Raw genomic sequence first — 18,292 nt, forward strand, 5'->3', positions numbered from 1 at the left:
GCCCCCGGCCGGGCCTGCGCTCCTGTCTCCGCCCCGCTCAGCCCGGCCGGCGACCGGGCCGCGCACGGTTCTCAGTGCGTGAGTCCAGAGGAGGGCTCATCGGGCGGCAACCTACCCTCCAAAGCTTGGCAGCCCTACTCGACAGATCCCTCGTACCACCAAGCCCAGGGGCCTTGCCTGCCACCACGAGCCCCAGATCGTGCTCGTACGCAGGGACACCACAGCCCGAGCCCTACCTGCCTCATTAGCCAGATCTCACAGCCTGCGTAGCACTTTCTCGGTACGCCGCCTGGAGGGGTGCTCATCAACATGAGCCAGGGCAGATCAGCTCGGGGGTCGCATGCAGCAGGGGGAAGAGCGAAACCATCTCCGGATATCAGACCATGCGTCTGTCGACAAAGCCGTAGTGATTGAACATGCTGACCACGTATCGCTTTCCGGGGGAGGGCTCAAGCAGCGAAGACGACCTCTTCAGGCTCCGCGCGATATTCCAGAATTCACGGGACGCCAGGCGATAATCAAACGGGTCGAAGAGTCACTACTCAGCGATCGGGGCGCGCCCGCAGTTTGGGTTCTTTCCGGTATGGCCGGCGTGGGGAAATCTTCAATAGCGATCAGAATAGCGAATGCATTTCCCAATAGCTTCCCAGACGGCATCCTCTATGCCAACCTAGCTGGCGCTAGCGCTAAGCCCACTGATACCGCGGAAATATTGAATCGCTTCCTCAAAGATCTTGGGGTCTCCGTCGGGGAACTTCCCAGTACTTACGAAAGTTTAGTAACCGCCTACAGGACATTGATCGCCACCAAGGCGATCCTCGTCGTGCTCGATGACGCGGCCGACACGGCGCAAGTAAACGACCTTATCCCCACGTCGCCCCTGAGTGCAGCCCTAATTACCAGCCGCCGACCACTCGCGACCCTTCCAGGATCACAGAGTATCCCCATTGATGTTTGGACAGTGGACGAGTGCATCAAATTCCTCCAAGCCCTTCTTGGAACTTCACGGGTAGAAAGTGCAAGCGACGAAGCAATTAAACTCGCGGAGATTTGCGGGCGCCTTCCGATTGCTCTGAGGATCATCGGAGCTCAACTGACAAGAAGGCCCCTTTGGCCTCTTGCTCGCATGGTGGCCCGGCTTCGCGATGAACAGCGAAGGCTCGAGGTCCTGCGGGCAGACGACATTGCGATTCGCTCTGTTTTTGCCACGGCTTATGAATCTCTCACGCCTGATCAAGCGCGCCTATTCCGCAGAGCGGGACTAACTCTCGGTTCGACTTTTAGCATAGAATCGGTCGCCACAATGGCCGATGAGGACGAGTATACGGTCGAGGATCTTCTGGAAGACCTTGCGGATCACTACCTGATTAGTTCAGACGAGGTTCCTGGGAGATATCGACTTCACGACCTTATGCGACTCTTCGCAAAAGAGAGAGCGTACGACGAGGAGCCGCCCGAAGAAAGAATCGCCAGCCTACGGCGCCTCCTAGAGTGGCATTTGCGGGTGCTAGAGGGGGACAGTCCGTCAATCCGCACGTGGGTGCGCCTAGAAAGGCGGAGCCTCGTGACTGGCGTGCTTATTGCCGGAGAAAATGGATGGGACGAGATCTGCTGGCGAACGGCCAACGAGTTGGCCACCTACAACTCGTTGGACAGCGACTACGTAGACTGGATCACCTGCAATCAAGCTGGATTGAAAGCTGCACAGAATTGCCGGTCACGTGAGGGTCAGGCCCTTATGGCTGGCGGGCTCGGTCAGGCTTCAAGGGCACTCGACAAACTCAACGACGCGCGATCCTATCTTGAACAGTCTTTGCAAGCCTTTCGTGAAATAGATGACCAGTACCGTTGTGCTGAAATTCTCTGGGAAATAGGGAAAACTGCAAGTGAGCAATGGGATATCGCGCAAGCCATTTCCGCTTACACTGAGTCGATAGAAATTGCCAAGGCAATCAAACGTCCGGCCTACGTCGCGCGCGCTTTCCACGCTCTGGGGCATCTGTATAGCGGCATCGGTCGTCACGATGAAGCTTTAGCGTGGTACGAAAAGGAATTGCAACTTGCTGCAGAGAATGGTGCTAGTGCCCGCCGCCGCGGCGTCGCTTACCAAGGAATGGCTGCCTGCCTGGATGCCAGCGGCATGGCTGAGCAATCGGTCGATTCTTACGAAAAATCGATCACGCTAGCAAGAGAGACTGACGACACTAGAGGATTGCGCATTCGGCTTGTCCGAAAAGCTAAGGTACTAGAAAATTTGGGGCGCGTAGCGGAAGCTAATGCAGCATATCAAGAGGCTCTAGAGATATCCCGCGAGGAACAGAACGACAACGCGATCACCTGGGCTACGCACTCATTGGCTGATGCGCTCGCGCGACAGAATGAGATTGAGAAAGCCGACGCGCTTTACGCCGAAGCTCTTACAGTTGCGGAGTTGGAAGATGATCCAGAAGGGTTCATTAGCACACTTCACTGCTGGGGAGATTCGTACACGAAACGCGGAGATTTTGATCGCGCTATTGAGCTGCTCGAGGAAGCTGCGCTAGTTGCTCGCCGTACCGAAAAGGACCAGGACCTAATTCAGATTTTGCTCTGTCGAAGCCGGGTCGAGGAAAAGAGGGCCGATCTCCCTTCTGCTCTCCTTCATGTACAAGAGGCGGTGAACGTAGCACGCTCCTATGGCTCAGCAAGAATTTTGGCAGATTGCCTCAGGCGTGAGGGAAGGCTGCTTAAAAAGCTTGAAAATTTCAGAGTCGCGGCAGACGTCTTCGATGAACAACTCCGTCTAGAGGTTCTCATGCAGCAGTGGGAATCAGCCCGCAATGCCGCTAACGAGCTTTCGTTGATTTGGGCCGAATTGGGGGATGTAACCAAGGCGGAACAATTCGACACTATCGCATCAAGGTATTCTACGAAAGAAGGAACGAAAAAGTAGTTCCACCCCTTCATCAAGCGCGACAACTCAAAGAAAGTGGGCACCGCAATGGCTGAACCTATTTCCCTGACAGTAGTAAGTCTCATTGCCGGGGGTTTCCTAGCCGAGGCTGGCAGCGGCACCTGGCGAACTGCGACCCGTGTGGCTGACTTTTTGAGGCGGAAATTCGGGAGGGATCAGGGGGCGAGTGAGGCTCTTCAGCAATGCGAGGAAGCCCCCTCCGACGAGTCAGCAAGAAACAATCTTCGTGCGGTGATTGACCGTTACCTGGAGGGTGATAACCGGTTCCAAGGGGCTTTGTTGTCCACTCTCGAAGCTGAAGGCTACAGTCGCGATGAGGTGCAAAACAATCGCATCGCAGTATCCGACAACGCTAACGTGGGCAAGATTGTCCAGATAAAGAGTGTCCATGGCGACGTCAGTTTCTGACGGTATGCAGGGAGCGCAGAAACGCGCGGAGCTATTGGGCTCTGGCCGATGACACAAACCAGTAGCGTGGCTAAGGCCAGTGGGGGTACCAGCGAGGCATACGCGTGCCTGATTGGCCGGTGCACCCGCCGTAGTGGCCGGCTGTCGTTGGCTGAGGTTCGTACCACTGCCGTGCCAGATGCAGCGATCAGCCACGCTCAACGAAGGTGTCGGGCAGTCGAGTTGCTAGGGCATCTCACCAGCCTTCGAAGCACCTGTTCAGCGGCACGACACCCCAGCCGCTCCCCCCAAAGCGGGCGTACGCGAAGCGTAAGGGCGTCCCGGGCATGTGGAGACGCCATGTCATCGCCCAAGGCCGAACACTCACCCAAGTGGCTTCGGGACGAACAGGTCATCACGCAAGGTGCCACCTATCCGCTTCCGTCGTAGCGGCTTGTGCTGGTCAACGGCCGACAGCGTGGCTCAGACCGGCGGGGGCACAGCGAGGCACACGCGTGCCTGCACGGGCGGCTGACCCATCGTCGTGGCTGACTGTCGCCGGCGGAGGTTCAGGCAGGGCGCATCGAGGGTGCTGGCCGTCAGCCGAGCGCGCCGAAGCTGGGCCGTCCCTGGGCCGTCCCACGCCGCTCAACAGTGGTCAATGACGACCAACGACGACCACCAGGCCCAGGAGCCCACCGCTCCTGAGCAGCGAAAACGCAGGTCACCAAGATCCCCGGCAAGACCCCAGGCAAGAAGAAGTAGTCCGCCGAGCGGTCAGCGCCTGTCGTGTGGGTCAGGCCTTGCGACGCTGACGAGCGTGGAGCCAGCGGACACCCTTCACGGCGTACACGGCGGTCATGAGCACGAAGCCAGCGCAGGTGAGCCAGAACCAGGATTCCGCAACTGCGAGACTCAGTACTAGGCCGCCGAAGAGCAGCAGAGAGGCGACGACATCCAGCAGGTCGAGGCGCGTCTCGAAACGCACCGCCGAGTCGGATACGCGCAGTCGGCGGAAGACGGGAACGAGGCCGAGGGCCTGCAAGACGGCCAGACCGAGAGCGAGCCAGACGAACCAGCCGGGTATGTCCACGGCGCGCACTGTATCGCGTCCCCGGAACCCACCCTGTCATCGGCCAGGCCAGACGTGGCGCGCGGTCGGCGCTGGCAGGTCACTGCTTGGCCATCGACGAAGCCCAGCCGTCGGTTAGGTCCCGGACGAGTCTCCAGGCCGCCCTCAGACAGGCCAGGGATGCAACCATTCCTTTCAGAGCTGGAACCCCCGGAAGCCGACCGCGCGCTGGAGAACATAGCCGTCGGCACTGACAACGGACCCGACGGTGACCGGCCGTCAGTTGTGCACCACAACCGCACCAGAACGAGGGGGGAAGCGCGGGGAACCACGGTGAAAGCAGCCGAGCAGGCAAGGGCCGCTCCCTGGCCGTTCGCGCAGGTCAGCGCGCGAACCCGTTGTAAATGCCCGCAGCTTCCCAAGCTGAGAGCTCGCATCCGGCACGGTCCCGCCGGCGCGGCTTGCTCTGGTCGACGTCGGGGATAGCGTGGCTGAGGACGGTGATGGGGCAGCGAGACACACACGCACCCGCCCAGTCGGCAAGCCCGCCGTCGTGGCTGACTGTCGTCGGCTGAGGCACAGGCGGGCTTCGTCGCGTCCGTTGACCGGGCCCCGTCAGCAGCGGATCGGGCATAGGTGGTGATGGTGACTATCGCAGGCCAAGACGGGCCAAGCCCCACTCCGTTTCTGCTCATCTGGGGCGTCGTGGCCCTCGCTCTCGGAGGAGCGTTGGCGACCCGCGGGGTTTCCGAGCGCTTCCGCGCCTTCATCGTCGAAGGCCTGGCCTCCAAGCCGGGCTATCAGGGCCGAGCGCGGTCCATGTCTCTGGGCTTCCCCCGCTTCATCGGCGGTGTCTTCATGGTCTGTGGCATGGTCGCGATACCCGTGTCCATCGCCATGATGGTCAGGAGCTGAGTCCAGACGGACCTGCCTGCTGACATCCACACGTGACATCAACGAAGGCAGACAACGGCAGCCACGAGCGACCTCTCACGGCCTCGCATCCTTCGTTCCCTGCTGCAGCGAAGCCTCGTGGATCGAACTCCTAAAGCGGGTGGCGCAGGTTCGAATCCCGCCGGGGGCACCAGGCGAAAGGCCGCCTAGGAATGCTCCTAGGCGGCCTTTGACATCCGCTTCCGAAGCGGACCGAGCACACGGTGGATAGAGAACGGCTGGTCAGCGCAAGGTCGGTGTCCAGTGCACGCGCCTGTGCGGCGCGGGTCGCAGCGCAGCGTGGCGCCCTGGCGCACCCATACGGGCGGCAAAGGCTGTCCCGTCCCCGCAGGCGCCGTGTGCGTTCCGCGACCCTGATCACACCCGCTCGGACAACCTGGGGGTGAGCAGCTCCAGCGCTTCCTCCCAGCGGAAGTGGTCGGCCCCGCCGCCGGCCTTCGGCCGGTGAGGCTCGTACGAGCCGATCAGGACGCCCATCTCGCGTAGCCGGTCAAGGCTCTGCTCATACGCGGGGTGGGCGGCCTGGGCCGAGTTCACGTACGGCAGGACGGCGGTGGGGATGCCGAAGCCGTGCGCCTCGCACAGGATGCCCAGGGCGAGCGTGTCGGATATCCCCGCCGCCCACTTGTTGACCGTGTTGAAGGTGGCCGGGGCCACCGCGATGGCGTCGGCGGGCGGCAGCGGGCGGGGATCGCCGGGCGAGCGCCACGCCGAGCGGATCGGATAGCCGGTCTGGGCCTCGATGGCCGTCGCGTCCACGAAGCCCAGACCCTGCGGAGTGGCGATGACGCCGACGTCCCAGTCCGCCTCCTGCGCGGACGTGATCAGCTTGCCGACGTCGCCCGCGACTCCGGCCGCGCACACGACGACGTACAGGAACGGCTTTTTGGTCTGCTGGTCGGACTGATCGCTCACGCGGGGACTCCCAGTTGACGGCTGAAGTGGTGCAGTGCAGGCAGGGTACGGCGGCGATCGCGGGCTGCCATGTCGGCGACCAGCTCCCGGACAGCGGGGCGGCGGACGTCCTGGGCCGCGCAGCTCTCGGCAATACGCAGCGCCTGGTACCCATCGGCGAGGCGGCCCTGTTGGCTGTAGGCGCGGGCGGCGTCGACCCACAGGGCGGCACGACGCTCGGGGACCGGGATGTGCCGGCGCATGAGCGGCCGGGCTGTTTCCAGGGCGATGCCTGCGTCACCGAAGGAGACAGCCGCGCTGACCTGGTGGAGGGCGACGTTGGTCGGGCTGAAGTTCGCCCAGGCGTCGGGCCGGTCGAAAGCGACGTAGCGGGCCACCTCTCGGGCTTCGGTGAGGAAGTCCTCGGTGGTGTCGCGGTCGCCGTTCCTGCTGGCTGCGGTCGCCCCCCGGAGCAGCAGCAGGCCGACCGCTGCCAGGTAGCGCGGCGACCGCTGGTCGTAGGAGCCGGTGAGCTGGTCGGCGGTGTGGCGGATGATGTTCACGGCCTGTGGGGTGTGCTTCTCGCGGATGAGGACGTGGGCGTGAACGCGGACGCTGGCGGCGAGGACGACGGGGTCTCCGGATCGCTCCGCCTCGGCCATGGCGCGACCGGCCGCGAGCCAGGCGTTGCCCTGGTCCGCACGCTTCAGTAGGAGGCTCACGGACGTTTGGTACGCGGTCGCGAGCAATCCGGACGCCTCGGCCGTGCCGGATGAGCCACGGGCTGCCTGGCGCAGGTCGGCGATCAGCCCTGGCAGGGTGCGCTCCAGCTCCGTGTAGTCGCACGTGCAGAACAAGTGCCGTACGGCTCGTGTCCGATCACGCAGCCCATTGATGTCCAAGACTTGGCCCGTGGCCGTTGGGCTCGTACCGGGCAGCAAGACCCGAACCAGGTCGTGATGCGTTGCGGCGGGCGAAGTCGGAACCGCGAGCGCGGCGACGCCTGCGGCAAGAAGGGTACGGCGGTGCATGTCCTCTGCCTCAAGGTCCGAGGTGTTGGTATTCGGCGCGACAGCGAGGCCAAGGTGGTGTAACGGAATGTTCAGCGCCTGCGCGACCTCGCGCAGCATGCGGACATCGTCGGTACCCCGGCCACTCTCCAGGCGGCTCACCTTCGACTGGTGATACCCCAGTGCGGATGCGACGTCTTTCTGCGAGCGCCGCTGTAACACGCGTGCCCGACGGATCATTTCGCCGATCCGTCTCGCCTCGTTCTGCGCCTCGGCCATCCGTGCCACGGCTCCTCCTGCCGCCGCCGATCCTGCCCCTTCAACCGAGCGTAGCCGAGGGGCGATTGACCGTGATGCAGCTCCTGCATAAGTGATGCAGCCCCGGCATCCGGCGTGGCTCCGCTTGTGCCTGGCGCGGTTGTGTGGGAGAGCCGCACCGATCCAGGAGGTCGCTCATGGAAGTGCACCAAGTCCGTTTCCCCGTCTCCGGCACACCTGCTGCAGCTACGGCTGCACGGCAGCAGCTCGCGGGCGTGATACGGACCTGGGATTCGTTCCTGGGGCCGGAACTCCTGGACACGGCGGAGCTGGTGGCTGCCGAGCTGATCACGAACGCGGTGCGGCACTCAGGAAACGGGCCGATCTTGGCCGGCGCCCGCCTGAGCGACGTGCGTCTGCTGATCGAGGTAACAGACACGAGTCCTGACCTCCCGCAGGTCGGTCTGCCCGACACGGACGAGGAAGGAGGACGGGGCCTGTTCCTCGTCGCCGCGCTCGCAGATCGCCACGGATTCGATCAGGTGCCACGAGGCAAGCGCTGCTGGGCCGAGTTCAAGGTCAGCGCACCGCTCCAGCCCTCTCCACGCTCTCCCTTGCAGAGGAGTTGACTGTTGACAACCGTACGGATTCCCCCAATCGCAGCCGAAGTAGTCGCCATCCGGCCCGGCAGCCCCCTTGCCGGTTCCGTCGGTGTCGACGGGTCCAAGAACACAGCGTTGCCCCTGCTGGCCGCTGCCGCGGCCATGCACCGACCGGTGCATGTGGGCAACGTTCCGAGCAACACCGACGTCGAGACCATGCTCACCCTGCTTCAGCAGGCCGGCTGGCACACGGCGCGTCCCGTCAGCGATCCGCACACCGTGGTGATCCTGCCGAGCGACAAGATCCAGCCGGGCCCTGATGCCGACACCGCCGCCCGCATCCGGGCCTCGTACTACCTCGTACCCGCACTGCTGGGCGCTTACGGGCGAGCCCGACTTCCCTGGCCGGGCGGCTGCCGCATCGGGGAGCGCGGGATGGAGCAGCACTTCAAGGTCTACGAGCGCTTCGGTGACCGCACGACCGTCGACGACCACGGCTACCTCGTGGAGGCAGCATCCGCCCCGACCGGCACGGTTTCGATCATGCTGCCCTTCCGCTCTCGGGGTGCGAGCATCGCCGCTCTCCTGCGTGCGGTCGTAGCCGGACGGCCGCTGCGTCTTGGCCAGCCGAACCTGTCACCGGAAGTGCTCAGCATCGTCGAAGCATTGGAGGTGGCCGGATGGGAGTGCCGGGTCAGCGAGTCCGTACTGACGCTCGCACCGCCCCCGGCTGCCCCCACCGGGACCATCACCTGGAGAGTGCCCGGCGACAAGGTCGAGGCCGGAACGCTGGCCTGTGCGGTCGCGGCGACCGGCGGCGACGCGCGCATCTGCGGCGTCCGCGGCGATGACGTCGCTCCTCTGGTCGCCGCCCTGCGATCGCTCGGCGTACCCGCCGACACCGAGGGCGACGTGCTCGCGGTGCAGGCCCGGAACTCCCACCCTGCCGACAAGCCGCTGCGAGCCATCGCCTCCCTCTCCCCCGGCGGCCTGGACGCGGACTTTGAGCCACCGCTGTTGGCGTTGGCTCTCGGCCGTCCTGGCACCCACCTGTTCGCTGACGCCATCAACCCCGGCCGCCACGGTAACCTGCTGCCCCAACTCGCTTGCCTGGGTGCCGAGATCCACGAGCTCTCCTCCACCGAGTGCCGCTTCACCGGCCCGCAGCAGCTCGCCGGCGCAGGGGTGGAGGCCACCGACATCCGCACAGGCTCCGCCCTGCTCATCGCCGGCCTCACCGCTCGCGGCGTCACCACGCTCGGCGGCCTCGAACAGCTCCGGCGCGGCCATGCCGACCTGCCCACCAAGCTGCACGCCCTCGGCGCCGACATCTGCGAGGTCACTCAATGACCCGACATCTGCGGCAGATCATCGCCACGACCGACGTGCATTCCGCCTTCGACTCGGCCGCAGCGATGCTCGCTCACCTCCACACCGCCAGGGCCGACAGCCTGATCGTGGACTGCGGTGACTTCTTCGAGGGCAGCGGCTTCTACCGCTTAGGCAAGGGCCGGATCGAGCACCAGGCCCTGACTGGCCTCTACGACTTGCTCGCACCGGGTAATCACGGCTGGCCGCACTACTTCGAGCCGACGCTGCACGAGATGACCGTGTGCGCCAATGCGGTCGACGAGAACGGCAAGCCCCTCTTCGACCGCGTACGCATCAAACGCATCGGCGGCCGTCGAGTCGCCGTCACCGCGGTGATCGGACCGCAGGCGTTCAACGCGGTTCCCGTCGACCAGCGCGCAGGCCATCAGGTCACAGATCCGGCCCAGGCCCTGCGGAAGGTGATGCTGGAGCATCACCACTGCACTGATGCCTGGATCGTGTTGTCCCACTCCGGCTTCGACGAGGATCTGAAGCTCGCCGCCGCGTGCCCGTTCGCGGACGTCATCTTCTCCGGCCACTGTCACAGCGACACCTACGGCCCCGTGCACATCGGCGACACCCTCGTCGTGAAGGGCCTCGAACTCGGCCTCGGATACGCCACCGCAGAGCCCGTCGGCAGCGGCTGGGGCGCCCGCGCGTGCACCTTCCCGGACTCGGCCGCGGTCCCCGAGGACCTCGCCGCACTGCACGACGAGATCACCCTCATCGCCCAGACGCTGACAAGACCACTCGGCACCGTGAACGAGCCCTACCGTAATGCGCCGTTGGACCGACGCCACCTCCTGACAGAGATCGCCGGCCGACTGCACTCCAGTCTCGGCGCGGACGCGGTCATCCTCAACGAGACCGCCCTGCGTTCCACCCCGCTCGGCCACATCCTGACCCTCGGCGACCTGCTGTCCATCGAACCCTTCGACAACCAGCTCGTCCACGCGTTCCTCCCCGACGAGTACGCCCAGGGCCACGACAAGCTGCTCAACCGCCTCTCCGAACGCGTCGGTCCGCTGGTCATCACGCCCGAGCCTCTGCCCTCCGCGATACGCAGCGTGCTGACCACCGACTACCTCGCCGACAGCTACCTCGGCGGACGTACGCATCAAGCCGGACTGCGGCTGGGGCAGGCCGCACGAAGCGTCCTCGCCACGCCCTTCCCCTCGACTGCCGGCCTCATCGAAGGAGGCGAACAATGATCCTCACCGGACCCGAGATCACCGCCGCGACCCACGACGGCCGCCTGGTCATCAACCCCTTTGAGCCGGACCAGGTCAACCCCAACAGCTACAACGTCCGCCTCGGCCCCACTCTGCTGACCTACACCGCCGCCGAGATCGACGCCCACCGCCCCAACCCCACCCGTGAGGTCAAGATCGGCCAAGGCGGATACGCACTCCAGCCCGGCGAGCTCTACCTCGGCCACACGGTCGAACACGTCGGCTCCGACACCTTCGTGCCGCTGCTGTTCGGCCGCTCCTCCGTCGGCCGACTGGGCCTGTTCGTCGAGATCACCGCCCCGATCGGAGACGTCGGCTTTCACGGCCAGTGGACGCTGATGCTCTCCCCGATCCGCCCGTTGCGCGTGTACGCGGGCATGAAGATCGGGCAGATCATGTTCTTCCTCTCCACCGGCGCCATCGACCTCTACCGCGGCAAGTACCAGGCCGCCGTAGGCCCCCGACCGTCGGCCTACTGGCGCGACGTCACAAAATTTCGGACGGTTGCCTCGTGATCCTCACCGGCCCCGCAATCGCCGCCGCCGTCCAGGCCGGCGAGATCACCATCGAGCCGTACGACCCCACCCGGCTCTCTCCGAATGCCTACGACTGGCGTCTCGGCGACACACTCCGCGTCTGCGACGGTGACCTCGACGCCGCCACACCTACCGCATTCATCGAGCAGCCCATCCCGGTCAACGGCCTGGTGCTACAGCCCGAGACGCTTTACCTCGGCGTCACGCTGGAGAAGACCGGTTCGGAGACGTACGCACAGATGCTCAACGGCGACCGCACCATCGGCGCCCTCGGCATCTGGGTCCACGTCTCAGCCCCGCTCGGACACCAGGGCCACGCCATCCGCTGGACCCTGGAAATCCGGGCTGCCCGGCCCGTGCGCGTCTACCCGGGGATGACCTTCGGAAAGCTCGTTTTCCTCACGGCCTTCGGCGCCCCGGCCAGCTACCAGCAGCAACCCGCCAAGTACGCCTCGACAGAAGGCATCGACATCTCCCGCCTCTACGAAGAGATTCCCGGAGGTGCCTTGTGAGCTCCCGCTCAGCCACCGGGCCGCTAGTCGCCACCTTCCTGGACCTGGCCGCCGGAAGCCCCGGCGGCAGCGTCGAACTCTTCCTCGACCTCTACACGGGCGAACGCCCCCTCATTCCTGCACGCGCGTTCATGCTGGGCCCGTCGAGTCCCAGACGCCTTCTCCCTGCCGGGCTCGACCTGCTGCCCGTGACCGGGAAGTGTCTGGAGGGTTCCGCCTTCGGTCGCTACGTCGCGGCCCTTCGCAGGGCTCTCGCGATGGCGATCGACCCGGCCCAGATCGGCGTACTGCACCTGCAGCACCTCTCCTTCGGTGCCGCTCCCGCCTTGATGCGGGCGCTCCCCCTGCAACCCCGCATCGCCTTGGTCCACGGCACGGACCTGATCTTCGCCGAAGCCCACCGCGACCAACTCCAGGTTCTGCGCGAAACCGCGAGAGCAGCCGACGCGATCGTCGTTCCGACGGGGGCAATGGCCGACCACCTCCTCAAGCTCGCCCCACAAGTCGACCGCCGAAAGATCACCCGCATCCCCTGGGGCATCCCCGACCACCTGCTCACCGATCCACCGGCCCGACCCACCCGCACGACCTCCAGCCACCTACGACTGCTGTACGCGGGGCGGTTGACCGCCGAGAAGGGCGTCGAGGCCCTGGTCAAGAGCGTGGCCCCGGTGCCAGGCATCGAGCTGAGCATCGCCGCTCCCAGAACCCAGTTCCATGCCCTGGCTCCGCTACTGCAACGGGCCGGCGTAAGGACCCGCTACCTCGGCTGGCTCCGCCGTCCACAGCTCTGGAGAGCGTTCACCGAGCACGACGTACTGGTCATGCCGTCAACCACCCTGGAGGCCATGGGCCTGGTCGCGCTGGAGGCCCAAGCCTGCGGGCTGCCCGTCCTCTACCAACCCGTTCCCGGCCTCAACGAAGCCCTCGCCGCCTCCGGCGCTGCCACCGACTTCACCCACTCTGCCGCCCTGGCCCGAGACCTCGACCGGCTACGCACCTCCCCCGGCCTGTTGGCCGCCCTGCGGCAGGCGGGCTACGCGAACGCCGCGCGCTATCCGCTCTCGGCGACCGCACGATCCCTGACCGAACTCGGCCGCCAACTCGCCTGAACGGCCTTCGAGCAGTCCGCCACGTCGCTGCCCGCCCCGCTCCGTGAACGTCACTACGCTGGCCGGCGGGATGTCCTAGCGAAGAGGGAGACCATGACGTACGACGTCGACCGCATCGAAGCCCTGCTCGACGAGGGCGTCCGCGACAAGGTGTACCCCGGCGCCGTGTGGGCCGTCGGCGACGCCCATGGCATCCGCGCCCAAGGCACCAGGGGCGTCCTCGATCCCGACGAGCCGGACGTGCCGATGCGCGCCGACACCGTCTTCGACGCCGCCAGCCTTACCAAGATCCTCGCCGTGTGGTCATGCATCGGCGCTCTGTGGGAGGACGGCGCCCTTGACCTCGATCAGCCGCTTGGCGGCTTCTGGCCCGAGGTCACCGGCCATCCTCTTGGAGCCGTAACCGCGCGACAACTGCTGACGCACACAGCCGGCCTCCCCCTGCGGGCGCAACTGAAGAACCTCTACGGCACCAACAGGGAGGACATCCGCCGGGGCGTGCTGCACGAGCAACTCAACCGGTCACCCGGCGAGGCCGTCGAGTACACCGACCGGGCCGCCCTCATCCTCGGTTTTCTGGCTGAGCACATCGCCGGCTGCCCATTGGACCAGTTGGCGACCGACCGCATCTGGCGCCCCTTGGGCATGGACTCCACTCGCTTCGGCCCGTTGCCGAACGCGATCGCGGCGCGCTGCGCCCCAACCGAATTCGACCAGGACACCGACACCCACCTCAAGGGCGTCGCACACGACTTTTCCGCCCGACTCCTTGGCGGAGTGTGTGGCATCGCTGGCTCCTTCACCGTCCTGGACGACGTCGCCCTATTCCTGCGCCACATGCTGGACACCGCCACCATGCTGGAGCAGCTCGGGTTCGGCCCCACCTGGATCGCGGAATCATTGACCGTTCAGACTGGTCCACTGGAGCCCGCACGCGGCCTGTTCTGGCACCCCGCCCCCGGCACGCGCCCCGGCGACGACATCTGGGTCCACTACGGCTTCACCGGGACGGGCATGTGGATCTCACCCCGGCAGCATCGATGGGCGGTGCTGCTGACCAACAAGCTCTTCTACACCCGCGACCGCCAGCCTCTCACCGAAGTGCGCAACACCTTTCGCGCATTCGCTTTCGACTGAGGATGTAGCCTCCGGCACCACCGTTAGGAAGCCTTACCCTCCACATGGATCAAGCCAACATCGCTAAGTACCGGACACATCGCGCTCCCGGTTGACCATGTCCCTCACCTGGGAGACCAGGAGTCAGTCCGCTAAACACATCCCGCCATGGCACGGCCGAACAGGTTTCAGTCTCGGCGTAACCCTGGTTATCCACGTGACACGTGGGCAGGATGCCCGCTCAGGATGGGGCTTCCGGGGGGGGGAGGTGGCGTATGTCCCTGCTACCGTGGCGGGTCTCAGCGCTGGATGATTCATCCAGCAACGGCATGAAGAAAACCGGCCCTTCGGACTCTTTCCCAGGCGTCCCTGTGCAGGCAGCCCCAGACGATCTGAGCCCCGTCAGTGGCCACTGGGCGTGGCGCACCACCTATGCCAAGCGCAATGACGTACCCGACGCGAACGCGGTAACTCGCCAACTAGCGGGCATCATGCATGCGCGTGTGGACCGCATCGGACAGGCACGCGATCTGATCGGACGTTGGCAGGACCGCACCCTGGGGCGGCGGCAGCGGGAGATCCGGCAACTGCCTGACATTGCCGGCGAGAAACTCGCCAAGTGGGCGCTGGACAACGTACTCAACACACGCACGCGACCAGCCCCCTCATTCGGATTCGGGCTGTCCCCGGTCCTCACTCACAGCGTCGCAGCGCACCGCCAACAGCGGATGCGCGGCCTCCTGCTCGCAGGAGTCGTCGTGCTGATCGCGGTGCGTCACCCGTGGGGGACGGCCGCCTTGATGGCGACGGCACTCCTGTACCAATTCGTCGCCACTGGCCGCTTCGGCTCTCTGCTCCGCTGGGGTGTCAGCTCACTGGTCTCCTTGGCCGTCCTGGTGGCGGGCGCCTTCTTGGCCTGGACTCAGATGACGTCCCACTCGTTCCTGCTCAAAACCATGGTGCAGGACGCGGTTTCGGCCGGGGTATGGCTTACGGTACTGATCACAGGCGTCTATACCGCGGACGGCTGGGTGGTCCTGGGCTATATGTCGTCCCTGAGACCGTCACGCGAGAGGGTCGCACGACGCCCCCGGCTCGCCCCGCGCGCAAAAGCGAGAATCGCTCAATGCGAGAAGGCCGAGCGCTGGCAAAGCACGCCGTACCTGAAGGAAAAGAACGGGGCGCACCGCTTCGTAGGTGCCGGCCTCGATGCCTGGGGCTCAGGTGGACCACGCATTCAGCTCACGCCTGCCCGTCGAGCATCTGACGGCGAAGGTACCGAGGGCGGCAGCGACAGCATGGTGCCCGGCAGCAAGGCAGCCTCTGAAAATGTGGGAGACGGGAACCAGGACGGCATCCTCAAGTTCGAAGCAGATGAGTTGCTCGACAAGGTGCGTGACGAGCTGGAACGGCTCTGCGGTGTACTCGTCGAGACACACGCCCTGCCCACCTGCGACGTCTTCGAGACACTCGCGGTGCCGCAGTCTCGATGGACGAGCCTGCTGCGCGTACCCGACCACCCGAAGAAGGACCCGGGAGTAGTCAGCCCGGGAAAGACCCGATTTGCGCCCTGGCCGGAAGCCCGGGAGATGATCGCCCAAGGCAGGCAGGCCCCTTCGGGGCATCTATCGCGCCGCTATCTGGCTGCCCAAGTCGTCGGTTGGGAAGGTCAGGTCGTCGTCACGGTATTCGCCCACGCGGCGTTGGAGGGCAAGACGCTGCATTTCGTCACCCGCCCCCAAGTCCTTGCCCCGCTCAGGAAGGAAGTCCGCGCCGTACCTGTCGAGGGTCGGGCGCTGGTCTGGAACATCCTGCTCACACCTGTCCACGCCCTCGGCGACACGGTTGCCCTGGCACATCGGTCGTACGGCATCCTCATCCGCGCACTGACCAGCCTCGTACCCGGCGTACTCGGACGGGCCATGCGCCAACAGGTGGCAATCGCTCTGGACGAGGCGGCCAGGGATGACGACAGCCCGGTCAGCCTGCGTGAGCACTGTGCGCTCGTCGAACCGGAGGACATGCACCAGATCGAAGACGCCCGTCGACACATCTCCATCCTCCAGTCCCGCATGTTCAGCACGGTCAGCGCATTCCTCGATGACCACGGGGTGTTCACCGGCGACTTCAGGCGACAGGCGGAACAGTTCGTCACCAAGGTCTTCATCAACGGCGACCACAACCAGGTGAACACCGGCACTGTGCAAGGCAGTCAGACGCAGGCGAACCCGACCGACGACGCGACGGCGAAAGGATGACGATGGGCACCTGGCGAGAGCGACGCGACACCCGCGGTGGCATGCACATCACTGGCAGCGGCAATCAGATCAACACGGGACGGGTGGGCGGAGACCAACGTCAGTTCCACATCAGCGGCACCGCACCTGAGGCAGCCCACCACCTGGCGGCAGCACAGGCGAGGCTGGACGAGCTGACCGCCGCCCTGGAGGAACACGCGACGGAACTGAGCAACCCCGACCTCGCCCGCCGCACCGCCGCACGTATCGGCGAAGAACTGGAGAGCCCTAGTCCTGACCAGCGCCGTCTGACGGAGAACCTCGAAGACCTCGGCCTGGCCGTCGGAGCGGTGGCATCCGTGGTGAACATCCTGCAAACGCTGACAGATGCAGTAGTCGCGCTGCGTGGCTGAAGGCCCGCCAAGGGCGTCAGAACTGGGAGTCATCTGGGCGCCAACGTGTGTCGGCGTCGCTTGATGGGGTTGACTGCGTCAGTCGAGCGCCGCTGTACTTCCACGCATGCCAAGGACGCATGACGACCAGTCGACCGATGCCTACCCCGCTGTCGGTCGGCCTGTGGCCACGGCGCAGGACTACGTAGACACCAGGCTGACTCAATACCAGAAGTGGTACGACAAGAGGGCCGTCAAAGCGAAGGCCATGCACCTGCGGATGCGGACGATATCTGTGGTCGGGGGCGCCTTGGTCCCGGTTTTAGTCAACCTGGATCTGTCCTTCGCGAAGCTCACCGCTACTGTGCTGAGCTTGATCGTCGTCGGCTCCGTGTCGCTGGAGAGCGTGTACCGCTACCGCGAGCAGTGGAAGAACTACCGGTCGACCGAACAACTCCTCGGACATGAGCGGGTCTATTTCGAGACCAAGGTAGGGCCGTACTTGGGTCTCTCCGACAGCGAGGCGTTCACGACCCTAGTCGCCCGTGTGGAAAGCGCGATCGCCAACGAGAACTCCGCGACTCTCAACGTGATGACCTTGGGCGGCCAGGTGAACGCTGATGTTCAAACGCCACCGAACATCCCCGGCGCCAGATGAGAGCTTCTGTGACGAGTTGGTCGGCGCGCAGGTCAGCGGTCGACGCCGAGCCCGGGAGGCGGGCAGTCGAGGCCCAGGGAGAGGTAAAGATCGCGATATAACCTGCGGCCAGGGGAGAACGATCGTGCCGAGAGCGCATCGGCCACACCACTGGGGGGAGATCAAAATGGAGACGGAGAATTCGGTCAGACTGGCCGTGCTGATCGATGCGGACAATGCCAGTCCGGCGATCGTCGAGACTCTGCTGGCCGAGGTGGCCAAGTACGGGACCGCGTACGTCAAACGGGCCTACGGCGACTGGACCGGCACCTCGCTCAAGGGCTGGAAGGATCAGCTTCTCACCCAGTCGATCCAGCCCATCCAGCAGTTCGCTTACACCACCGGGAAGAACGCCACCGACGCGGCGATGGTGATCGATGCGATGGACCTGCTGTACACGGACCGTTTCAACGGGTTCTGCATCGTGTCGAGCGACAGTGACTTCACCCGGCTGGCCGCGAGGATCCGTGAGTCCGGCCTCACCGTGTACGGCTTCGGGGAGCGCAAGACGCCCAAGGCTTTCGTCGCGGCCTGCGACAAGTTCATCTACACCGAGAACCTGACCTACACTCAGAGCGTTCCCCCGTCCTCCGTGAAGCCAGTTGCGGACCGGTCCGTGGAAGGCAAGTCATGGGACGACGCCCTCCTCGGTCTCCTGCGCAGCGCCGTCGAGGACTCGTCGAACGACGACGGCTGGTCGCACCTCGGAGGCGTCGGGAACATCATCCGGAAGCGGCAGCCCGACTTCGACGCACGCACCTACGGGTACCTGAAGCTCATGCCTCTCATCGAGGCGACCGGCCTGTTCGACGTGGACAAGCGTGATCCCGGAGACGGGAACCCGACGGTCGTCTACGTCCGTAACCGCTGACCCGTTCCCCGTTGACGCGTCAAGCCGCCGACAGTAGGAAGAGTCCGCCCTTCAAACGCCGCGTTCCATCACGGCTCCGCCACGAT

17 protein-coding genes are annotated in these 18,292 nt (G+C 65.0%); 14 read left to right on the plus strand and 3 right to left on the minus strand.

Annotation, left to right across the window (positions count from 1 at the left end):
- The first annotated feature begins 406 nt into the window (after positions 1-406).
- Together ABZ861_RS09950 and ABZ861_RS09955 are read left to right on the plus strand one after the other, a co-directional pair.
- Positions 407-2,932: a tetratricopeptide repeat protein gene (locus tag ABZ861_RS09950; RefSeq protein WP_361626581.1), complete on the plus strand. Its 2,526-nt coding sequence runs from the start codon at positions 407-409 to the stop codon at positions 2,930-2,932.
- Between the two features lie 48 nt (positions 2,933-2,980).
- A complete protein-coding gene (locus ABZ861_RS09955) occupies positions 2,981-3,361 on the plus strand; it encodes a hypothetical protein (RefSeq protein WP_361626584.1) in 381 nt (126 codons plus the stop codon).
- Positions 3,362-4,136: 775 nt separating this feature from the next.
- Here the strand turns inward: ABZ861_RS09955 and ABZ861_RS09960 are convergent.
- The gene (locus tag ABZ861_RS09960) at positions 4,137-4,433 is read right to left on the minus strand and encodes a hypothetical protein (RefSeq protein ID WP_361626587.1); all 297 of its coding nucleotides are present in this window, start codon (positions 4,431-4,433) and stop codon (positions 4,137-4,139) included.
- Positions 4,434-5,054: 621 nt separating this feature from the next.
- Between ABZ861_RS09960 and ABZ861_RS09965 the strand changes: the two genes are divergently transcribed.
- On the plus strand, positions 5,055-5,327 hold the full coding sequence (locus ABZ861_RS09965; RefSeq protein WP_361626590.1) for a hypothetical protein: 273 nt from the start codon (positions 5,055-5,057) through the stop codon (positions 5,325-5,327).
- Positions 5,328-5,723: 396 nt separating this feature from the next.
- On the opposite strand, the gene ABZ861_RS09970 is transcribed toward ABZ861_RS09965, so the two are convergent.
- Positions 5,724-6,281 (minus strand): flavoprotein, encoded by a 558-nt coding sequence (locus tag ABZ861_RS09970; protein ID WP_361626593.1) that lies wholly within the window; start codon positions 6,279-6,281, stop codon positions 5,724-5,726.
- Entirely contained in the window at positions 6,278-7,549 is a 1,272-nt protein-coding gene (locus tag ABZ861_RS09975; RefSeq protein ID WP_361626596.1) for a helix-turn-helix transcriptional regulator, read from the minus strand. The genes ABZ861_RS09970 and ABZ861_RS09975 overlap by 4 nt, the downstream gene beginning before the upstream one ends.
- Positions 7,550-7,725: 176 nt before the next feature.
- Between ABZ861_RS09975 and ABZ861_RS09980 the strand changes: the two genes are divergently transcribed.
- The 11 genes from ABZ861_RS09980 to ABZ861_RS10030 all read left to right on the plus strand — a co-directional run bounded on the left by ABZ861_RS09980 (position 7,726) and on the right by ABZ861_RS10030 (position 18,206).
- Positions 7,726-8,157, plus strand: coding sequence for an ATP-binding protein (locus tag ABZ861_RS09980; RefSeq protein ID WP_361626599.1), 432 nt, complete (start codon positions 7,726-7,728; stop codon positions 8,155-8,157).
- A gap of 3 nt (positions 8,158-8,160) precedes the next feature.
- The gene (locus ABZ861_RS09985) at positions 8,161-9,480 is read left to right on the plus strand and encodes a UDP-N-acetylglucosamine 1-carboxyvinyltransferase (protein WP_361626602.1); all 1,320 of its coding nucleotides are present in this window, start codon (positions 8,161-8,163) and stop codon (positions 9,478-9,480) included.
- A complete protein-coding gene (locus ABZ861_RS09990; protein ID WP_361626605.1) occupies positions 9,477-10,712 on the plus strand; it encodes a metallophosphoesterase in 1,236 nt (411 codons plus the stop codon). The genes ABZ861_RS09985 and ABZ861_RS09990 overlap by 4 nt, the downstream gene beginning before the upstream one ends.
- Positions 10,709-11,248, plus strand: coding sequence for a dCTP deaminase (gene dcd / locus ABZ861_RS09995; RefSeq protein ID WP_361626608.1), 540 nt, complete (start codon positions 10,709-10,711; stop codon positions 11,246-11,248). Before ABZ861_RS09990 ends, dcd begins: the two co-directional genes overlap by 4 nt.
- Positions 11,245-11,781, plus strand: coding sequence for a deoxycytidine triphosphate deaminase (locus ABZ861_RS10000; protein WP_361626611.1), 537 nt, complete (start codon positions 11,245-11,247; stop codon positions 11,779-11,781). Before dcd ends, ABZ861_RS10000 begins: the two co-directional genes overlap by 4 nt.
- On the plus strand, positions 11,778-12,893 hold the full coding sequence (locus tag ABZ861_RS10005; RefSeq protein ID WP_361626614.1) for a glycosyltransferase family 4 protein: 1,116 nt from the start codon (positions 11,778-11,780) through the stop codon (positions 12,891-12,893). Before ABZ861_RS10000 ends, ABZ861_RS10005 begins: the two co-directional genes overlap by 4 nt.
- A 93-nt stretch (positions 12,894-12,986) precedes the next feature.
- Positions 12,987-14,030, plus strand: coding sequence for a serine hydrolase domain-containing protein (locus ABZ861_RS10010; RefSeq protein WP_361626617.1), 1,044 nt, complete (start codon positions 12,987-12,989; stop codon positions 14,028-14,030).
- Between the two features lie 254 nt (positions 14,031-14,284).
- Positions 14,285-16,267, plus strand: coding sequence for a hypothetical protein (locus ABZ861_RS10015; protein WP_361626620.1), 1,983 nt, complete (start codon positions 14,285-14,287; stop codon positions 16,265-16,267).
- A 2-nt stretch (positions 16,268-16,269) separates the two neighbouring features.
- The gene (locus tag ABZ861_RS10020) at positions 16,270-16,659 is read left to right on the plus strand and encodes a hypothetical protein (RefSeq protein ID WP_361626623.1); all 390 of its coding nucleotides are present in this window, start codon (positions 16,270-16,272) and stop codon (positions 16,657-16,659) included.
- Between the two features lie 106 nt (positions 16,660-16,765).
- Positions 16,766-17,296 (plus strand): DUF4231 domain-containing protein, encoded by a 531-nt coding sequence (locus ABZ861_RS10025; RefSeq protein WP_361626626.1) that lies wholly within the window; start codon positions 16,766-16,768, stop codon positions 17,294-17,296.
- A 166-nt stretch (positions 17,297-17,462) separates the two neighbouring features.
- Entirely contained in the window at positions 17,463-18,206 is a 744-nt protein-coding gene (locus ABZ861_RS10030; protein WP_361626629.1) for an NYN domain-containing protein, read from the plus strand.
- The last annotated feature ends 86 nt before the right edge of the window (positions 18,207-18,292 follow it).

It is taken from the genome of Streptomyces sp. NPDC046985 (assembly GCF_040644415.1).
GTDB lineage: Bacteria > Actinomycetota > Actinomycetes > Streptomycetales > Streptomycetaceae > Streptomyces.

Bases quoted from the DNA above. Each gene is read 5' to 3' on its own strand.
- ABZ861_RS09975 (WP_361626596.1), bottom strand. From the start codon at position 7,549: ATGGCCGAGGCGCAGAACGAGGCGAGACGGATCGGCGAAATGATCCGT.
- ABZ861_RS09990 (WP_361626605.1), top strand. From the start codon at position 9,477: ATGACCCGACATCTGCGGCAGATCATCGCCACGACCGACGTGCATTCC.
- ABZ861_RS10010 (WP_361626617.1), top strand. From the start codon at position 12,987: ATGACGTACGACGTCGACCGCATCGAAGCCCTGCTCGACGAGGGCGTC.
- ABZ861_RS10030 (WP_361626629.1), top strand. From the start codon at position 17,463: ATGGAGACGGAGAATTCGGTCAGACTGGCCGTGCTGATCGATGCGGAC.
- ABZ861_RS09980 (WP_361626599.1), top strand. From the start codon at position 7,726: ATGGAAGTGCACCAAGTCCGTTTCCCCGTCTCCGGCACACCTGCTGCA.
- ABZ861_RS10020 (WP_361626623.1), top strand. From the start codon at position 16,270: ATGGGCACCTGGCGAGAGCGACGCGACACCCGCGGTGGCATGCACATC.
- dcd (WP_361626608.1), top strand. From the start codon at position 10,709: ATGATCCTCACCGGACCCGAGATCACCGCCGCGACCCACGACGGCCGC.
- ABZ861_RS10015 (WP_361626620.1), top strand. From the start codon at position 14,285: ATGTCCCTGCTACCGTGGCGGGTCTCAGCGCTGGATGATTCATCCAGC.
- ABZ861_RS09955 (WP_361626584.1), top strand. From the start codon at position 2,981: ATGGCTGAACCTATTTCCCTGACAGTAGTAAGTCTCATTGCCGGGGGT.
- ABZ861_RS10025 (WP_361626626.1), top strand. From the start codon at position 16,766: ATGCCAAGGACGCATGACGACCAGTCGACCGATGCCTACCCCGCTGTC.
- ABZ861_RS09965 (WP_361626590.1), top strand. From the start codon at position 5,055: ATGGTGACTATCGCAGGCCAAGACGGGCCAAGCCCCACTCCGTTTCTG.